General features: G+C 37.5%; 15 protein-coding genes. 10 read left to right on the forward strand and 5 right to left on the reverse strand.

From position 1 onward, the window contains the following. Positions 1–28 precede the first annotated feature (28 nt). Entirely contained in the window at positions 29–1,168 is a 1,140-nt protein-coding gene (asd, locus tag GQR38_RS14040) for an aspartate-semialdehyde dehydrogenase (RefSeq protein ID WP_033012476.1), read from the forward strand. Positions 1,169–1,507: 339 nt separating this feature from the next. Further along, on the forward strand, positions 1,508–3,397 hold the full coding sequence (locus GQR38_RS14045) for a bifunctional diguanylate cyclase/phosphodiesterase (RefSeq protein WP_206006223.1): 1,890 nt from the start codon (positions 1,508–1,510) through the stop codon (positions 3,395–3,397). 233 nt (positions 3,398–3,630) lie between these two features. Here the strand turns inward: GQR38_RS14045 and GQR38_RS14050 are convergent, their stop codons facing one another. Continuing rightward, positions 3,631–4,794, reverse strand: a complete 1,164-nt coding sequence (locus GQR38_RS14050; RefSeq protein ID WP_165722018.1) for a GGDEF domain-containing protein — start codon at positions 4,792–4,794, stop codon at positions 3,631–3,633. Positions 4,795–5,280: 486 nt separating this feature from the next. Between GQR38_RS14050 and GQR38_RS14055 the strand changes: the two genes are divergently transcribed. Then, the gene (locus tag GQR38_RS14055; RefSeq protein WP_165722017.1) at positions 5,281–6,405 is read left to right on the forward strand and encodes a DUF748 domain-containing protein; all 1,125 of its coding nucleotides are present in this window, start codon (positions 5,281–5,283) and stop codon (positions 6,403–6,405) included. Positions 6,406–6,493: 88 nt separating this feature from the next. On the opposite strand, the gene GQR38_RS14060 is transcribed toward GQR38_RS14055, so the two are convergent. Continuing rightward, positions 6,494–7,303: an ion transporter gene (locus GQR38_RS14060; protein WP_010552921.1), complete on the reverse strand. Its 810-nt coding sequence runs from the start codon at positions 7,301–7,303 to the stop codon at positions 6,494–6,496. Positions 7,304–7,403: 100 nt separating this feature from the next. Between GQR38_RS14060 and GQR38_RS14065 the strand changes: the two genes are divergently transcribed. The 5 genes from GQR38_RS14065 (at position 7,404) to GQR38_RS14085 (ending at position 9,601) form a co-directional block, all read left to right on the forward strand. Beyond that, the gene (locus tag GQR38_RS14065; RefSeq protein ID WP_007583226.1) at positions 7,404–7,616 is read left to right on the forward strand and encodes a hypothetical protein; all 213 of its coding nucleotides are present in this window, start codon (positions 7,404–7,406) and stop codon (positions 7,614–7,616) included. Between the two features lie 16 nt (positions 7,617–7,632). Beyond that, the gene (locus GQR38_RS14070) at positions 7,633–7,914 is read left to right on the forward strand and encodes a hypothetical protein (protein ID WP_007583225.1); all 282 of its coding nucleotides are present in this window, start codon (positions 7,633–7,635) and stop codon (positions 7,912–7,914) included. 68 nt (positions 7,915–7,982) lie between these two features. After that, on the forward strand, positions 7,983–8,174 hold the full coding sequence (locus GQR38_RS14075) for a YwbE family protein (RefSeq protein ID WP_007583223.1): 192 nt from the start codon (positions 7,983–7,985) through the stop codon (positions 8,172–8,174). Then, on the forward strand, positions 8,174–8,692 hold the full coding sequence (locus tag GQR38_RS14080) for a DUF4240 domain-containing protein (protein WP_007583221.1): 519 nt from the start codon (positions 8,174–8,176) through the stop codon (positions 8,690–8,692). Before GQR38_RS14075 ends, GQR38_RS14080 begins: the two co-directional genes overlap by 1 nt. A gap of 447 nt (positions 8,693–9,139) precedes the next feature. Next, positions 9,140–9,601 (forward strand): hypothetical protein, encoded by a 462-nt coding sequence (locus GQR38_RS14085; RefSeq protein ID WP_165722016.1) that lies wholly within the window; start codon positions 9,140–9,142, stop codon positions 9,599–9,601. A 20-nt stretch (positions 9,602–9,621) separates the two neighbouring features. Here the strand turns inward: GQR38_RS14085 and GQR38_RS14090 are convergent, their stop codons facing one another. From GQR38_RS14090 to GQR38_RS14100, 3 genes are all read right to left on the reverse strand, one after another. Continuing rightward, on the reverse strand, positions 9,622–10,881 hold the full coding sequence (locus tag GQR38_RS14090; protein WP_165722015.1) for a Y-family DNA polymerase: 1,260 nt from the start codon (positions 10,879–10,881) through the stop codon (positions 9,622–9,624). Further along, positions 10,869–11,282, reverse strand: a complete 414-nt coding sequence (locus GQR38_RS14095) for a S24 family peptidase (protein ID WP_165722014.1) — start codon at positions 11,280–11,282, stop codon at positions 10,869–10,871. The genes GQR38_RS14090 and GQR38_RS14095 overlap by 13 nt, the downstream gene beginning before the upstream one ends. 81 nt (positions 11,283–11,363) lie before the next feature. Continuing rightward, entirely contained in the window at positions 11,364–11,783 is a 420-nt protein-coding gene (locus GQR38_RS14100) for a MarR family transcriptional regulator (RefSeq protein WP_007583213.1), read from the reverse strand. 559 nt (positions 11,784–12,342) lie between these two features. Between GQR38_RS14100 and GQR38_RS14105 the strand changes: the two genes are divergently transcribed. Both GQR38_RS14105 and GQR38_RS14110 read left to right on the forward strand, forming a co-directional pair. Continuing rightward, positions 12,343–13,086: a siderophore-interacting protein gene (locus GQR38_RS14105; RefSeq protein WP_165722013.1), complete on the forward strand. Its 744-nt coding sequence runs from the start codon at positions 12,343–12,345 to the stop codon at positions 13,084–13,086. Positions 13,087–13,227: 141 nt separating this feature from the next. Then, complete coding sequence (locus tag GQR38_RS14110; RefSeq protein ID WP_165722012.1) at positions 13,228–14,217, forward strand: LLM class flavin-dependent oxidoreductase; 990 nt, start codon at positions 13,228–13,230, stop codon at positions 14,215–14,217. Positions 14,218–14,360: the final 143 nt, after the last annotated feature.

Below are 14,360 nucleotides of genomic sequence, written 5' to 3' on the forward strand. Positions count from 1 at the left end.
TAATTTTTAATGTATTAAGGCATCTTTTATGAATCAAACAGTGGAACAAACAATGAAAAAAGTAGGATTAGTCGGTTGGCGTGGCATGGTTGGCTCTGTGTTATTAGAACGTATGCAGCAGCAAAGTGATTTTGCCCATATCGACACCACCTTTTTCACCACCTCACAAGCGGGTCAACTAGGCCCAGATATAGCAGGCGACGCAAAACCATTACTAGATGCAAGTGACATTAGCGAACTTGCTAAAATGGATATTATTGTTACTTGCCAAGGCGGTGACTACACCAATGCGGTATATCCAAAACTTCGAGAGTCGGGTTGGGATGGTTACTGGATTGATGCAGCTTCAGCGCTGCGTATGAGTGAGGACAGCATTATAGTGCTTGATCCCGTAAACAAAGATGTTATTGAACAAGGCTTAGAGCAAGGCGTTAAAACCTTTGTGGGCGGTAACTGTACTGTATCGCTGATGCTACTTGCATTAGGTGGTTTATTTGAGCAAGACCTAATTGAATGGGTAAGCCCAATGACTTACCAAGCGGCGTCGGGCGCTGGTGCACGAAATATGAAAGAGCTTATTGCACAAATGGGCGCTATTCATGCAAGTGTTGCAGATAAACTAGATAACCCAAGCTCTGCTATTTTAGAAATTGATAAAATAGTAAGTGAAACAATGGCGTCAAAAGACTTACCACAAGACCAGTTTGGTGTGCCATTAGCGGGCAGTTTAATCCCTTGGATTGACGTACCTATGCCAAGTGGTCAGTCTAAAGAAGAATGGAAAGCACAGGTTGAAGCGAACAAAATTTTAGGTTCTTCAAAGCAACCAGTGCCAATTGATGGTTTATGTGTACGTATTGGCGCTATGCGTTGTCATTCACAAGCGATGACCATTAAATTACGTGAAGATATTAGCGTAGAAAAAATTGAAGAAATTTTAGCGTCTCATAACGAGTGGGTTAAGGTTATTCCTAACGAGCGTGAAATTAGCGCAACAGACTTAACACCCGTTAAAGTAACAGGCACTTTAACAATTCCTGTTGGCCGTATTCGTAAATTAGCGATGGGGCCAAAATACATCAGCGCATTTACAGTAGGCGATCAGCTTTTGTGGGGAGCGGCAGAGCCACTTCGTCGTATGCTACGCATAATTGTTGATGGTGAGTAATACCAATTCGCAATAATACTTAATCAATTTGAGGGGGTAAATCTGACGCTAACTACGTTAAATATTTCTGATATAGAGCAACTATATAACGAAATTTTTGCCTTGTTATCGACACGATTTTTCTTCCCTCAAAATAGATCACTTAATTAAGCGAATTGGTATAATATATAATCAGTATTAACAAAAGGGGTTGGCAATTTGCCAGCCCTTTTTAGTTTAATGGCTTATAAAACCGCTTAAGAGGCTAAAACAATACTTTTTTATGAATGTTCACTTTTGTTTATTATTGAACTTAAGTAAACTGTTTACATTGTGCAACAGCCTATTCAAGTAACATTAATGACCTCTCATATAAATAACTTTGCCAATAAGCGATTAGCATTTGTTAGCTCCTATTTTAGTTCTGCAATTGCTATAAACACGGTTGTTTCTTGTTTTCTTATTTTTAGCAGTATTAACCACAGCGCCTCGCAAGAAAAACTTTACTGGCTTTTTACGTTATCATTTATTTCATTACTTCGAATAGCCAGCCATGTATTTGTTAACAACACCCATGCTTTTAAATATCATCTGTATTTTATAGGTTTATTATTAACGGCTTTAACATGGGCCGCTTTCCCCATTTTGTTTTATGAAAATATGCCAATGCAGGAAAAATTTGTATCACTCGTTGTTTTTAGCTCCCTTGCTGGTGGCGGTGTAAATGTTTTAGCTTCTGATATTCGTTCCTCCTTGTCGTATATAACCTGTTTACTGGTTCCTTTTAGTATTTTATTACTTTTACAGCCTATTGAAGATGAGAATGTACTAGGTATTTTAGGGCTCGTTTTATGGTTTATTTTGTGTTTTGTTACCGCTGTACGTTCTGCTAAAGATGTAAAGTCATCAATTAATAATGAACTTAAGTTAGATCAATTTATTGAAAACTTAGAAAACGAAGTGCAACTTCGTACCGAACAAATAATCCTTTTAGAGCAAAAAGATAATTTAACTAAATTGTTTAACAGGGGGAGCTTTGTTTCTAATGTTGAACTTGATTTAGCCAATCAAAATGATGATATTAAAGCCGTTTTATTTTTAGATATGGATGACTTTAAAATCATCAACGATAAATACGGTCACGATTTTGGTGACTTTGTTCTGGCCCAAACAGGTAAACGATTAGTTGAAACACAAACTCAGGGCGATTTTATTGCTTGTCGTTGGGGAGGGGATGAGTTTATTTTTTATTCTCGTAGTAACACCGAAGACGAACTTTTTGACTGTGTTTTTAGATTAGTTAAAACTTTAACGAAAACAGTAAGCATGGATAGCTATCAAGTAAACCCTTCTTTTAAAGTTGGGCTGTATTTTACGCGTGAAAATTTTAACCTTGAAGACGCGATTAAATACGCTGATGTTGCTATGTATGAAGGTAAGAAAAGCCGTAATGAAATATCGGTATTTGACGAGCGAATGCATGAATCGCTTAAAAGAGAAGAAGTACTTCGCAGCTCAATTAAAGAGTGCGTAGAAAAAGGTGACTTTCATCTGTGTTATCAACCTATTGTTGATATAAGTACAAATGAAATAACCACGTTTGAAGTACTACTTCGTTGGCAGTTTAATGATGAATTTATTCCCCCTTCAGAATTTATAGATATTGCAGAGCGATATGGAAAAATTAATATATTAGGTGAATTTGTACTAGAGCAAGCCATCGCGAGTTTAAGTAAGTTAAACGCTGTGAATAGTAAGATTGGATTGTCGATTAATGTGTCGGTGTTGCAACTAGAAAACCATAATTTTTTAGATTTTTTAGTTGCTCTTCTAAATAGATATGCTGTTAAACCATACAATGTGCATTTAGAAATAACAGAAACAGTCATGATCAAAAATTTACCGTATTTGTCAAAAGTGATTACGGCCATAAAAAATACCGGTGTGCGTATTTCTATTGATGACTTTGGTACTGGGTTTTCTTCTATATCGGTTTTAAAAGAGCTGTCAGTTGATTACATTAAAATAGACAAATCTTATATTGATAACATTTGTGAATGCTCAAAAGATAAAAGTATTGTATCTGCGGTAACTAACATGTCGCATATGATTGGATGCCAAGTAATAGCGGAGGGCGTAGAAAACCCCGCTCAGCTAACGTTATTACAAAGCTTACAAATTGATAAGTATCAAGGTTTTATATTCAGTAAACCAGTTAGATTTGCCGATGCGCTTAAACTTATTAGTTAGAGCGCTGACTTTTCAGGCACAAAGTTTGTTTTATCTAGGTTCGATTTAAGCGTGCCGTGCGTTTCTGGCTCGCTGCGAGCGGTAACTTCTTTTGTGTTATTCTATTAGCTTACATTCATATGAAAATAACTTAAAACGGAGCAATCCGCCTCGTTTTTTTAATGCTATTTGCCTAAAGATGCTGCCGAAAATTCAACCTAAAAAGATAGGTAGGCCTTAGTAATAATGAACTTTTATTGACTTAATTCGCTTATATGAACTACCTGATTACGCCCTCCATTTTTAGCATGATAGAGTGCTTTATCTGCCTCATTTATTGCGCTTTCAATTGCGGTTTTATTGTATTTAATATTTATTACGCCAAAACTTGCCGTAACATTAATTACTTTATCATTAAAATGAATCGGACTACTGGCGAGTGCGTTTCTTAGTTTTTCGGGGAATGCTTTAGCTGTAGGCTCGTCGTTACGTGCTATTAATAAGGTAAATTCTTCGCCACCAATTCGGCCAAACAAATCATCTGGATTTATGCAGTCTTGCATTATTTTCGCCGCTTCTACTAACACCACATCACCTCCTGCATGTCCAAACTCATCGTTTATTTTTTTAAATTTATCTATATCCCAATAAATTAAGCTTACGTACTTATAATTATTAAGTTTATCTTTTAGTTGCTCTTGGCTTTTATTATAAAACCCACGCCTATTTAAGCAGCCCGTAAGTACATCAGTCATTGCAAGATGGTTCATTTTTTCGGCTAAATCAGACGCCATTATGAATATCATAAATACGGCCATGCCGACATGAGCAGCGGGGACAGTCATAAAGTTAATTAATGTATATAGCGCTATATATTCTTCATTCACTTGGCTGCCTTGCAGTAATGCTATGCTTGCTGCAACAAATAAAAGTAATCCACATAGCGAATAAGTAATACTAGCGCCTATTTCAGCAGGGAGTGATTTTTGCTTATGCCTGAAAATAATAACCGCACTTAGTATCAGTAAGATCACATCGTAATACACATACAACGACATAAATAAGCCAACATGCATATTTATGGCTGTAAAATAATAAACAGTAGCAAGAGTTACTATTGCCGAGATGATTAAATAGCGAATTTTTATACTCGAATTTACCCTAATGCAATGCCCCCATGTACCAAGTAGCACAGAGCCTACTGAGAAGCTGCTTCCTAACATCCAATATAGTGTGTGAGAGTCAAATAATGGTTCTGCTAATATTGTTGCCCATTGGCATGCAGAGAGTGCGAATGCGATTGTCCAAAGCATGGCATATTGCTTTTTACCTAACGTAAACCACGACATTAAAAATATGACAGACCAAATAACACTGGTTAAAAAGAGAGTAACTAATATATAAAAAACAGGGTTCATGTATTTTTATTCTTGTTTGCGTTAATTTTACTTTAGTAGATGAAAGCGATTTATTCGAATCAATGCAGGTTATTAGTTGGCAAAACTATAGATAGATAAGCATGGTAATCACTTCATTAAGCGGTGTATTTGAATAGTGGTATATCCTTTGCTGTAGTGATTGTAGTTTAGAGTTTTAAGCTTATATGGCTTTGCTCTATTTGTAATTTTATACCTAACAGGTACTTAAGTTACAAATATTAGTAATTTTTACACGTTTATTTATGTACTTAATTAAAAAGTTTAACTAATTAGAGCCTGTTTATCTTTGAGGTTAAATGTGCAGCCGTACGTTTGGTTTTTAGGCAAGGTTGAGTCTATGTTGTGTGGTTGTTCTTCATAAATAGGCGATAACGCAGCATAAATGCCAAACATACGTGCCCTACATAGAACAGAGTTTAATCCTTAAAGGTCAATAGGCCCTCGTTTTTAGCAAAGGAAGTTAGAATGCATTTTTCATCTACAACATTTCACGCCAAATATTTTAAAGGTGTAATAGCGCTGATTGTATTGCTTATAATAACGCGAATAGCCGCGCCTTATGTAGTTCAGTATTACGTAAATTATCAGTTAAAGCATACGCAAGGTGTTACGGGACATGTTGGTGATGTAGATTTGTTTTTATATCGCGGTGCCTACGCAATTGACGACGTTGAAATTTACGCTGTTGATGCAACTTCAGCTCCTAAGCCTTTATTGAGCATTCAAACTCTTGATTTTTCACTCGCGTGGTCAGCCCTTTTAAAGGGTAATTTAGTAACAAACATGGCCTTTACGCGTCCTGAAATAGTTATTTACGATAAAGACCCCAATGCTTCTGAGCAAAATAAACAAGTAAAAGACGAAACTACCTGGGTAGGGCTCGCCAATAACTTAGTACTGTTTTCTATTGATACCTTAACAATTGAGCAAGGAAAGTTAACCTTAGTTAACTCAACCAATAGCGGTGAAAAACCCACTTTTATATCAAATATTAACGCCAAAATTGAAAATATTACGAATGCTCAAAACTTATCAAAAACACTTGTAACAACTTTAAATGTTGAAGGAGCATTAATGGGCGAGGCAGCTTTGAAGCTTAATGGCAAATTAGACCCTTTTAGCAAGCAAGCTAATTTTGATTTTAATGCAGAGGTACAGCGCTTTTCAGTTAAAAATTTAGACACTGTATTTAAAGTGTATACACCGTTTGATATTGAAGCGGGAGGCATTGATGGCGCTATGGAACTTGTGGCTAAAGATAATAACTTAAATGGTTATGTAAAAGCGGGCGTTCAAAACTTGCGTGTTTTTTCGTGGCGCGAAGATATAGAAAAAGATGACGACGGCATATTTACAGCCATATTTGAAGGAAGTGTTGATTTACTGGGCTCTATCCTCGAAAACAATGAGTCTAAACTTGTTGCTGCACGCATTCCTATAGAAGGGCAATTAGACAATGCGGATGTTTCGACTTTCCAAGCAGTTACTTCGGTTTTAAAAAATGCTTTTTTTGATGCGTTTAAGATGAAAGTAGATAACATCATTTCTTTTGAAGATACGGATAACAAACCTGATAACGAGGGGAATTAAAGCACTTTGGGAATGCATGTTTGAGTTAAATGCCTAAGCTGCACCCACTTTTTAAACTTTAAGTGGGTGCTTTAGTACTCTTATCAGATTAGTTTTTGCGGTTACTCAATAGCTCTTTAAGCTCAGCAATTTGGGATTTTAGTTCGTTTACTTGCCCTTGCGTTGCAGGTAATGAGCTGTCGTCTGCGAGCTCTTCTCGTGCTTTGCGGTGCTCCTCACTCATTACCTCAAGTATTGCACCTACCATCATGTTTAAAAATACAAATGCAGTTAAAAATATAAACGTAAGGTAATAAATCCAGCTTAATTCATACACCGCCATTGTTTCGTACATTATGTCGGTCCAATCTTCAAATGTTGCCACCCTAAACAAGGTAAGCATTGAGATTGAGACGTCTTGCCAAAGTACGGGGTTTATTTCAGCAAACATCATGCTGCCCATTGCAGCGTATATATAAAAAATAACAAACATTAATAGGGCTATATAACCCATTTGCGGAATGGCTTTAAGCAATGAGTTAACTAATAAGCGCAGCTCAGGGATCATCGATACCAATCGCAGTACTCTAAATATGCGCAGTAAACGAGCAATTAACATAGTAGAACCAGCAGCAGGATATAAACTGCCCAATACTATGATGGTGTCGAATATATTCCATCCTTTAGAAAAAAAGTGTTTTATGCCTTTACTTGCAATAAAGCGGATTACTAGTTCAATTAAAAAGAATGCGGTAATGCCAACGTCCATCCAATTTAGAGCAAGTTCTACGGTAGGATGTAGTGAGTAAGTGTGCGCACCGACTGTCAGGGCAGAAACAATAATTACAGCTATAACAAATGATTGAAATATCTTGCTTTTGTCTATACGCTGAAACAACTTTTGTAACTGCGACATCATAGAAATAGATCCTTTGGAGATTAAGATTTTATGGCGCTAATATACAATAATATTGTAATAATTTAACGCTTTTTCGATATAGAAAGTGTAAGGAAATTTAATGTTTATCAATAAACTAAAAAGTAGCGCATTACTTATTGTTGGATTATGTGTTTTAGCTGGTTGTAGCTCTGACGCGCGTTTTCATGAAGTTCAATCGGCGCGCCTTGATGAATGTAACTATAAAGCCGACAAAGAATATTACGAATGCCTAGATAAACAAGACTCTAACTACGAAGAGTTTAAAAAACAGCAACAAGCAGAAACTAAATAAGTAACCCTTTATATTTATGACTAAAACTCAAAAGCAGCGCGATAAGCACATTCGACTAGCACTTACTAATGCATGCGAGGCAATAAAAGAAAGCGTAATTGGTTTTGATTATCTAACGCATACCATTGATTTAAATAACGAGGCTAATACGTTAAAAGTACAGTGCTATTTTAATGATGATATAGCCCTTGAAAGTGCAAAACCGCAACTTAACGAATTAACAAATATAATACTCAAAGAGCTTACGAGTATTAAGTTGAACGCAAAACCAGCACATATTTCATTTTCCGCCAATTAACAGAGCTTTTGTTGGTTTGATAGCACATGGACGTTATAATTAGATAAATTATTTTTAGGGTTTAAATTATGGCTGTTCCTACGCGTTCGCAAATTTCACCAGGTACCACAGTAAATATTGTATTAAAAGAAGATCAACGCAGCGGCACATTAACTGAGGGTGTTGTTGAGCGCCTTTTAACAAAATCACCAAATCACCCACACGGCATTAAAGTACGTTTAGAAGATGGTCAAGTTGGCCGAGTAAAAGAGATTTTATAATGGCAGCGTTAACAGAACAGGCTTTTTGGGAATTAGTAACAACGCCTGATTTAGGGCTCGATCCGCAAAGTGTGAGCGATAACCTAAAAACTAAACTTAATGATTTAAGCGATCAACACCTTATTGATTTTGATAAGCATTTTGGCATACATATGCGCAAGTGTTTTACTTGGGATTTATTTGGTGCCGCTTTTGTGATGGCTGGATGTAACGACGATTACGGCTTTAGCGAATTTAGATGTTGGTTAATTTCGCGCGGTAAAACTGTATTCGAAAACGCCTTAGAAAATGCTGATTCTATAGCGCAGTGTACACCTGTTTATTACTTAAACGAGCAGCCTTATCCGTACATTGATGAGTACGACTTAATAGCCGGTTTATTATTTGAAGAACGTAACGAAGACGAATTGCCGTTTATCCCTTCTGGCAGTGATGAGCCCAAAGGTAAACGTTTTAAAGACAAACCTAAGTTTTTAAAGCAAAGCTACCCTTTATTATTTGCAAAGTACTGGCAATAAAATAAATACCAATTCGTATAACTAGTTAAATAATCTAATGAGTTCAATTGACCCTTACAATTAGGCGCATTGGTATAAATCGTTTTGTTGTTTAAGTACGTATTAAATAAAGTGCTTAACAACAAAATGGTTTGTAATGAGTATCTAGGGCATGTTTACCTTTGGTGGTTGAATTTGTTCAATCCAAGAAGGATTTAATCGCGGCGCGACATTTGTAAACTAGTGGGCTCGACAACTGCTCCTGCATTATTCTAATGGCTTACATCCATGTAAGAATAATAAAAACCGAGCAAAGCTTCCGCGTCCTACTCACGCGCTCGCTCCTGTAATACGACTTCTCTCCTTTTATAGTAAATCTCTGTTATAGTTGTTAAAAGTTATAAAAGCTAAGTGATTAGGCATTTTGCTATTATTTAACACGCTGACTCACGAGGATACACCCACGAAATGAAATATTTAACACTCGCTTTATTAACTGTCGCTTTTACAAGTGCAAATGCTTTTTCTGAGCCGAGTAATAAAACACGATTTATACCGTTTTTAAAGTCAAAATTGGGGACATACGAAGTTGTGTCGACCAATTCAGGGTTATGCGTTAATAGCGATTTGAGTTTGACAGACGAAAGTGATTTAAGTGCAGGTTTTAAACTTGGAGAACAAATTGTATTTGGATCGCTCCACAATGGTACTCGCACTATTAAAAAACCAAACTTTTGTTTTATAACCAGTACGATTAAATATAAAAGTGATGGCCTTGAAAACGGTTTAAGAATGAGCCGTTGTGAAAACCCTGCAAACGAAAAAACAATCAGTCAAAGTATCAAATTCTTAGCTGATAACACACTAAAATATACATTAAGCGAACCTAGTGTAGAGTGCACATTTAAAAAAGCAGACGAGAGCAAATAAAGCATCTAGTAAGTAGTAAATCATTCGCAGTATATTTTAGGGATATCGCGCCAACGCGTAGTGTACTGCGGCGATAAAAAATCACGGTTCATGTGCCATCGGTCATTTAATTTACTGCTTGCAAGGCTGAGCATCCCTTTTCCGTATCGATTGTTAATTGTATCTAGGCATTGCATAAGCTTTGGATTATCAGGGCTCTTATTAAATAAGTCATTTTGCTGAAACTGTTCTGATATTAGCTCTACCGCGCCCACACCACACTTATAAAATCGGATCCCCGGTTGGTAAATATTATTAAACACCTCAGATACAGCATTAGCCATCACGCAGGTGTCGTTAGTGGGTGAGGGGAACTTATACACAAACGACTTTTTATAATATCTGTTTTCGTGCGCGCCACTGGCTGCAAAAATATAAAGCTGGTGAGTAAGCGAGCGTTGCGCTCTTAGTTTATTAGCCACTGTGGTTACATGGTTAATTAGCGCCGTTTTAAGGGCTGTTGGCTCGCATATGCGCTCTCCAAAACTACGGGTCGAATAAATTTCCCGCTTGTCTTGTCGTACATCATCCCAGTTTAAACATGTTATCCCGTTAAGCTCGCTTACTGTACGTTCAACAACCACACTAAATGCACGGCGCATTGCTTTAGGGTTTTGCTGAGCAAGATCCCAAGCGGTGTGTATATTCATTATTTTAAGCTTTCTAGCTAGTCGTCGGCCTATTCCCCACACATCTTCGCAGCTCATTCTTTGTAAAATAGCTTGGCGAGTTTGTTCGCTATTTATTACTGCTACACCATTAAAACCACTGAGCTTTTTAGCAGCGTGGTTAGCGGCTTTTGCTAAAGTAGGGGTCGGGCCAAAACCAACACCCACAGGAAGCTTTGTTTCGCGCCATACTGTGCGCCTTATTGTATGGCCGTATTCATGCCAGTCTTTAATTAATGATGTGTAGCCATTAAAGTGCAAAAACGATTCATCAATACTGTATATGTGTTGTGTATCGCAAAAGCGGCCAATAACATTCATCATCTTGTCGCTTAAATCAGCATAAAGCTCGTAATTACTAGAGCGAATAACAACGTTGTTTTGCTCAAGTAAATGCTTAACTTTAAAGTAGGGGCCAAATTTAGGAATATTTAAGCGCCGAGCAATAGGGCAAATAGCGCATACACAGCCATCGTTATTGGTAAGTACAACCACGGGTTTGGATCGAATAGCAGGGTCGAATACTTTTTCGGCACTGGCATAAAACGACACAGCATCAACTAAGGCATACATTTTAGTAACTCTGGGCTTTGCCTGTGCATTCTTATTGATAGCGTTACTACGCCTTCTAGCTGAAACTCGTCTGTAGAGGTTAGTTGTACAGGCTTATGTAAAGAAGAAGCAGAAAGCAGCCGTGCATTGGTTTTATCAAGTAGTTTGCATACAAAAAGACCATTTAAGTTAGCAACAATAACGTCACCATTTTCTGCAGGCTCTGCACGGTCGATAACTAATAAGTCCCCTTCAAAAATTCCGACTTCTTGCATAGAGTTACCCGATGCAATACCAATAAACGTAGCATCTGGATGCTTTATTAAAAGCTCATCAAGGGTTACACCTAGCTCGGTGTACTGCGCTGCGGGGGATTCAAAACCACACACGCCTGCTTCTATATAAATGGGAATGACAAACATAACACAACCTAAAACGCATATACTGTATAAGTGTACAGTATATGCGTTTTGTGTAAGTTATGCCAAGAAATGTATAACTGATCAATCCATGTTTTTGATCATTTGTTGTGCGGTATCTAAAAAGTCTTTGATTTGTTGAGGATTTAAGTTTTTACACATTTGATTATTTATTTTCTGCTCTGATGCTAATAACTTATCAAAAAGAACTTTACCTTGCTCTGTGAGCGACAAAATAAAGCAGCGTTTATCGTGCTCACTCGCCTGTTTATTAATTAAATTTAAGCCAATAAGATCTTTAATTAAACGTGCTATTTGCGCTTTATCGCGCTGCGTTTTAGTAACAATATCGTTAGCCGTACAGTTATTTACGTTCGCGATAATATGTATGCAGCGTACGTGCATAGCATTAATACCCAGTTCGCCTGCGTTAATTGCTTCACGAATTGTGACACGGTAATTTTGCATTAGTTCAAACAGCGTATTTGATAAAGGTGTATTCATAGAACTCTCAATATAGTTGACAAAGTCAATTAATTTGCTATAGTTGATTTTATCAACCAATGGGGCGTTGTGCAATACCTGCTTTTTCTAGCAGCCAATTATTATACCAATCTGCTTATATATGGGGTCTATTTAACGTTAAGAAAATTACGCTAGAACTAGGCAAAATTTTTGTATCTAGGGTCTGTTGTTCTTTGCGGATTAAAATTTGTTCAAACTAGGGGCTATTTAATCGCGGCGCGAGATTTGTAACCTAGTGGGCTAAGTAAAAACCGAGCAACAAAGAGTAAGTAGCCCCTAGGAAGAACCCTTTGGGCAGCGCCTGTTTGGCATTAATGCTACGTTATCGCCCATTTATGGGGAATAACCACACTGCATAGTCTCTGCCTTGCCTAAATACCAAACAGGCTGCTGCAAATTTAATCTTGAAAGATCAACAGATCCTAGTCGTTCTAAATAAAAATTTTAACAACGTTATAGTGCAATTTAATTCGTTAAATTGATCAAAGATTTATGCAGGTTGGTATTAAAGTCTAAGTTTTGTAAAACGAGGTAATACATGAGTAAACAAGTTCGCAAAGCCAACGTATTAAGTACACAGCAAATCACACCCCACCTACAGCGTATTGTTGTAGGCTCTGATGATTTTAAAGACTTAACCTCACAGTACATTGGTAACTATGTAAAAGTACTATTTCCAAAAAATGGTGAAGTAGATTTTAACTTAAAAACAGCCTGTATACGGTCATATACAATAAGGCATGTAGATGCACAAACAGGCGCGCTAACGCTTGATTTTGTTATAAATATGCACCAAGGCCCTGCAACTGACTGGGCTAAAATTGCAAAAGTAGGCGACGAGCTAGGTATTGCAGGACCAGGCCCTAAAAAGCTAGATAATTATGAGCATTCGCATTATGTATTACTAGGCGATTTAACATCGGTAAATGCAATAAAAGGGTATGCGCAGCAATTACCTTTAACTTCAAAAATTGATGCTTTTGTACATGCGCCCACCGAAAAAGACATTATTGATTTAGAAACAAGCCGCAATGTTAATTGGCTTGTTACCGACAACGCTGACGAAGCGCTACTTAGCGCGCTTCAAAATTTGCACATTACAGCAGAGCCTCCCATTGTATTTATGGCATTGGAGGCTGGGCTTGTACGTAGGGTAAAAACACTGCTAACAGAGCAATTTAATATACCGCGCAGTAATATTGTTTCCTCAGGTTATTGGAAAAAAGGCGTAGATTCAGAAGGCTATAAAAAGCAGCGCCAACGTGATGGACAGCTTGCCTGAATACCTTAGAGCAAAATAACATATACCTATTTTGCTTTAATACCTCTGCGTAACTTGAATTGACCTAATAGCAGACCCATTTAAGTGTTTTATGCTAATGATGTAATCCATTATTAGCATGCATTTTTAGGAGCTGCTATTTTGTTAAATTCCATTCCTTTTTCGTTATTAGAACTTGCCCCCATGATCAAAGGGGACAGCGTTACTAACACTCTTCATAAAAGTACTAAATACGCCCAACGTGCAGATGAACTTGGCTTTAACCGTTTTTGGCTTGCTGAGCATCATAATATGCCAGGAATAATTTGTGCTGCCACTTCTATTTTGGTTGGACACATTGCAGGTAATACCAAAAAGATACGCGTTGGATCGGGCGGTATTATGCTGCCAAACCACTCCCCATTAGTTGTTGCTGAACAATTTGGTACGTTAGAGAGCTTATATCCAGGGCGAATAGATTTAGGACTAGGGCGTGCCCCCGGCAGTGACCAAGTAACGAGTCGTGCACTAAACAACGATATGAGCCGCGCAGAAAACTTCCCGGGTGAAGTAACTGAGCTGCAAACATTGTTAGGTCCTTACAATGGCACGCATGCTATACGTGCTATACCGGGTGAGAACACAAACGTTCCTATTTGGTTATTAGGCTCGAGTTTATTTAGCGCGCAGTTAGCGGCGCAAAAAGGGCTACCGTATGTATTTGCAGGGCATTTTGCACCGCGCTTTGTGCACGATGCAATAGCGTTGTATAAGCGCGAATTTAAAGCATCAAGCGTACTTGATAAGCCATACGTAATGCTTGCACTGCCTTTAGTGGCAGCAGACACCGACGATGAAGCGCAATACTTGTCGACTACTTCTAAACAACGTGTGCTCGAACTCATACGTGGTAACGAGCTGTGGCTAAAACCACCTGTTGAAAGCATGGATGGGTTGTGGAGCGAACAAGAACGCGCTCATGTAGAGAACTTTTTAAGTCTAAGCGTAGTAGGCGGACATGTAAGTATTAAACACAAGTTAGAGATGATAGCGAAACAGCTAGAAGTTGATGAGTTTATATTTACCAATGATGTATTCGATAGTGAAAAACGCCACCGTGCACTCGAAATTTTAATGGAAATAAAACACTAAAATATAGTTAGTTAAGCAAGCGTACACTCTGGGCTTGTTAACATACAGACATCATCAAAAGTTAAACTTTTTTAACTCATTTTATTAACTTTAAGTGATGTCTGTATTTGTTATTTAAATATTCAAAGTAAATTTGATTGCTA

This window comes from Pseudoalteromonas sp. c7(2019), assembly GCF_011378625.1.
GTDB lineage: Bacteria > Pseudomonadota > Gammaproteobacteria > Enterobacterales > Alteromonadaceae > Pseudoalteromonas > Pseudoalteromonas arctica.

Excerpts from the sequence above, each read along its gene's own strand:
- GQR38_RS14080 (WP_007583221.1), top strand. The coding sequence starts at position 8,174 with ATGGCAGCGTTAACAGAACAGGCTTTTTGGGAATTAGTAACAACGCCT.
- GQR38_RS14095 (WP_165722014.1), bottom strand. The coding sequence starts at position 11,282 with ATGTTTGTCATTCCCATTTATATAGAAGCAGGCGTGTGTGGTTTTGAA.
- GQR38_RS14090 (WP_165722015.1), bottom strand. The coding sequence starts at position 10,881 with ATGTATGCCTTAGTTGATGCTGTGTCGTTTTATGCCAGTGCCGAAAAA.
- GQR38_RS14060 (WP_010552921.1), bottom strand. The coding sequence starts at position 7,303 with ATGATGTCGCAGTTACAAAAGTTGTTTCAGCGTATAGACAAAAGCAAG.
- asd (WP_033012476.1), top strand. The coding sequence starts at position 29 with ATGAATCAAACAGTGGAACAAACAATGAAAAAAGTAGGATTAGTCGGT.
- GQR38_RS14075 (WP_007583223.1), top strand. The coding sequence starts at position 7,983 with ATGGCTGTTCCTACGCGTTCGCAAATTTCACCAGGTACCACAGTAAAT.
- GQR38_RS14105 (WP_165722013.1), top strand. The coding sequence starts at position 12,343 with ATGAGTAAACAAGTTCGCAAAGCCAACGTATTAAGTACACAGCAAATC.
- GQR38_RS14070 (WP_007583225.1), top strand. The coding sequence starts at position 7,633 with ATGACTAAAACTCAAAAGCAGCGCGATAAGCACATTCGACTAGCACTT.
- GQR38_RS14045 (WP_206006223.1), top strand. The coding sequence starts at position 1,508 with ATGACCTCTCATATAAATAACTTTGCCAATAAGCGATTAGCATTTGTT.
- GQR38_RS14085 (WP_165722016.1), top strand. The coding sequence starts at position 9,140 with ATGAAATATTTAACACTCGCTTTATTAACTGTCGCTTTTACAAGTGCA.
- GQR38_RS14055 (WP_165722017.1), top strand. The coding sequence starts at position 5,281 with ATGCATTTTTCATCTACAACATTTCACGCCAAATATTTTAAAGGTGTA.
- GQR38_RS14065 (WP_007583226.1), top strand. The coding sequence starts at position 7,404 with ATGTTTATCAATAAACTAAAAAGTAGCGCATTACTTATTGTTGGATTA.
- GQR38_RS14100 (WP_007583213.1), bottom strand. The coding sequence starts at position 11,783 with ATGAATACACCTTTATCAAATACGCTGTTTGAACTAATGCAAAATTAC.
- GQR38_RS14050 (WP_165722018.1), bottom strand. The coding sequence starts at position 4,794 with ATGAACCCTGTTTTTTATATATTAGTTACTCTCTTTTTAACCAGTGTT.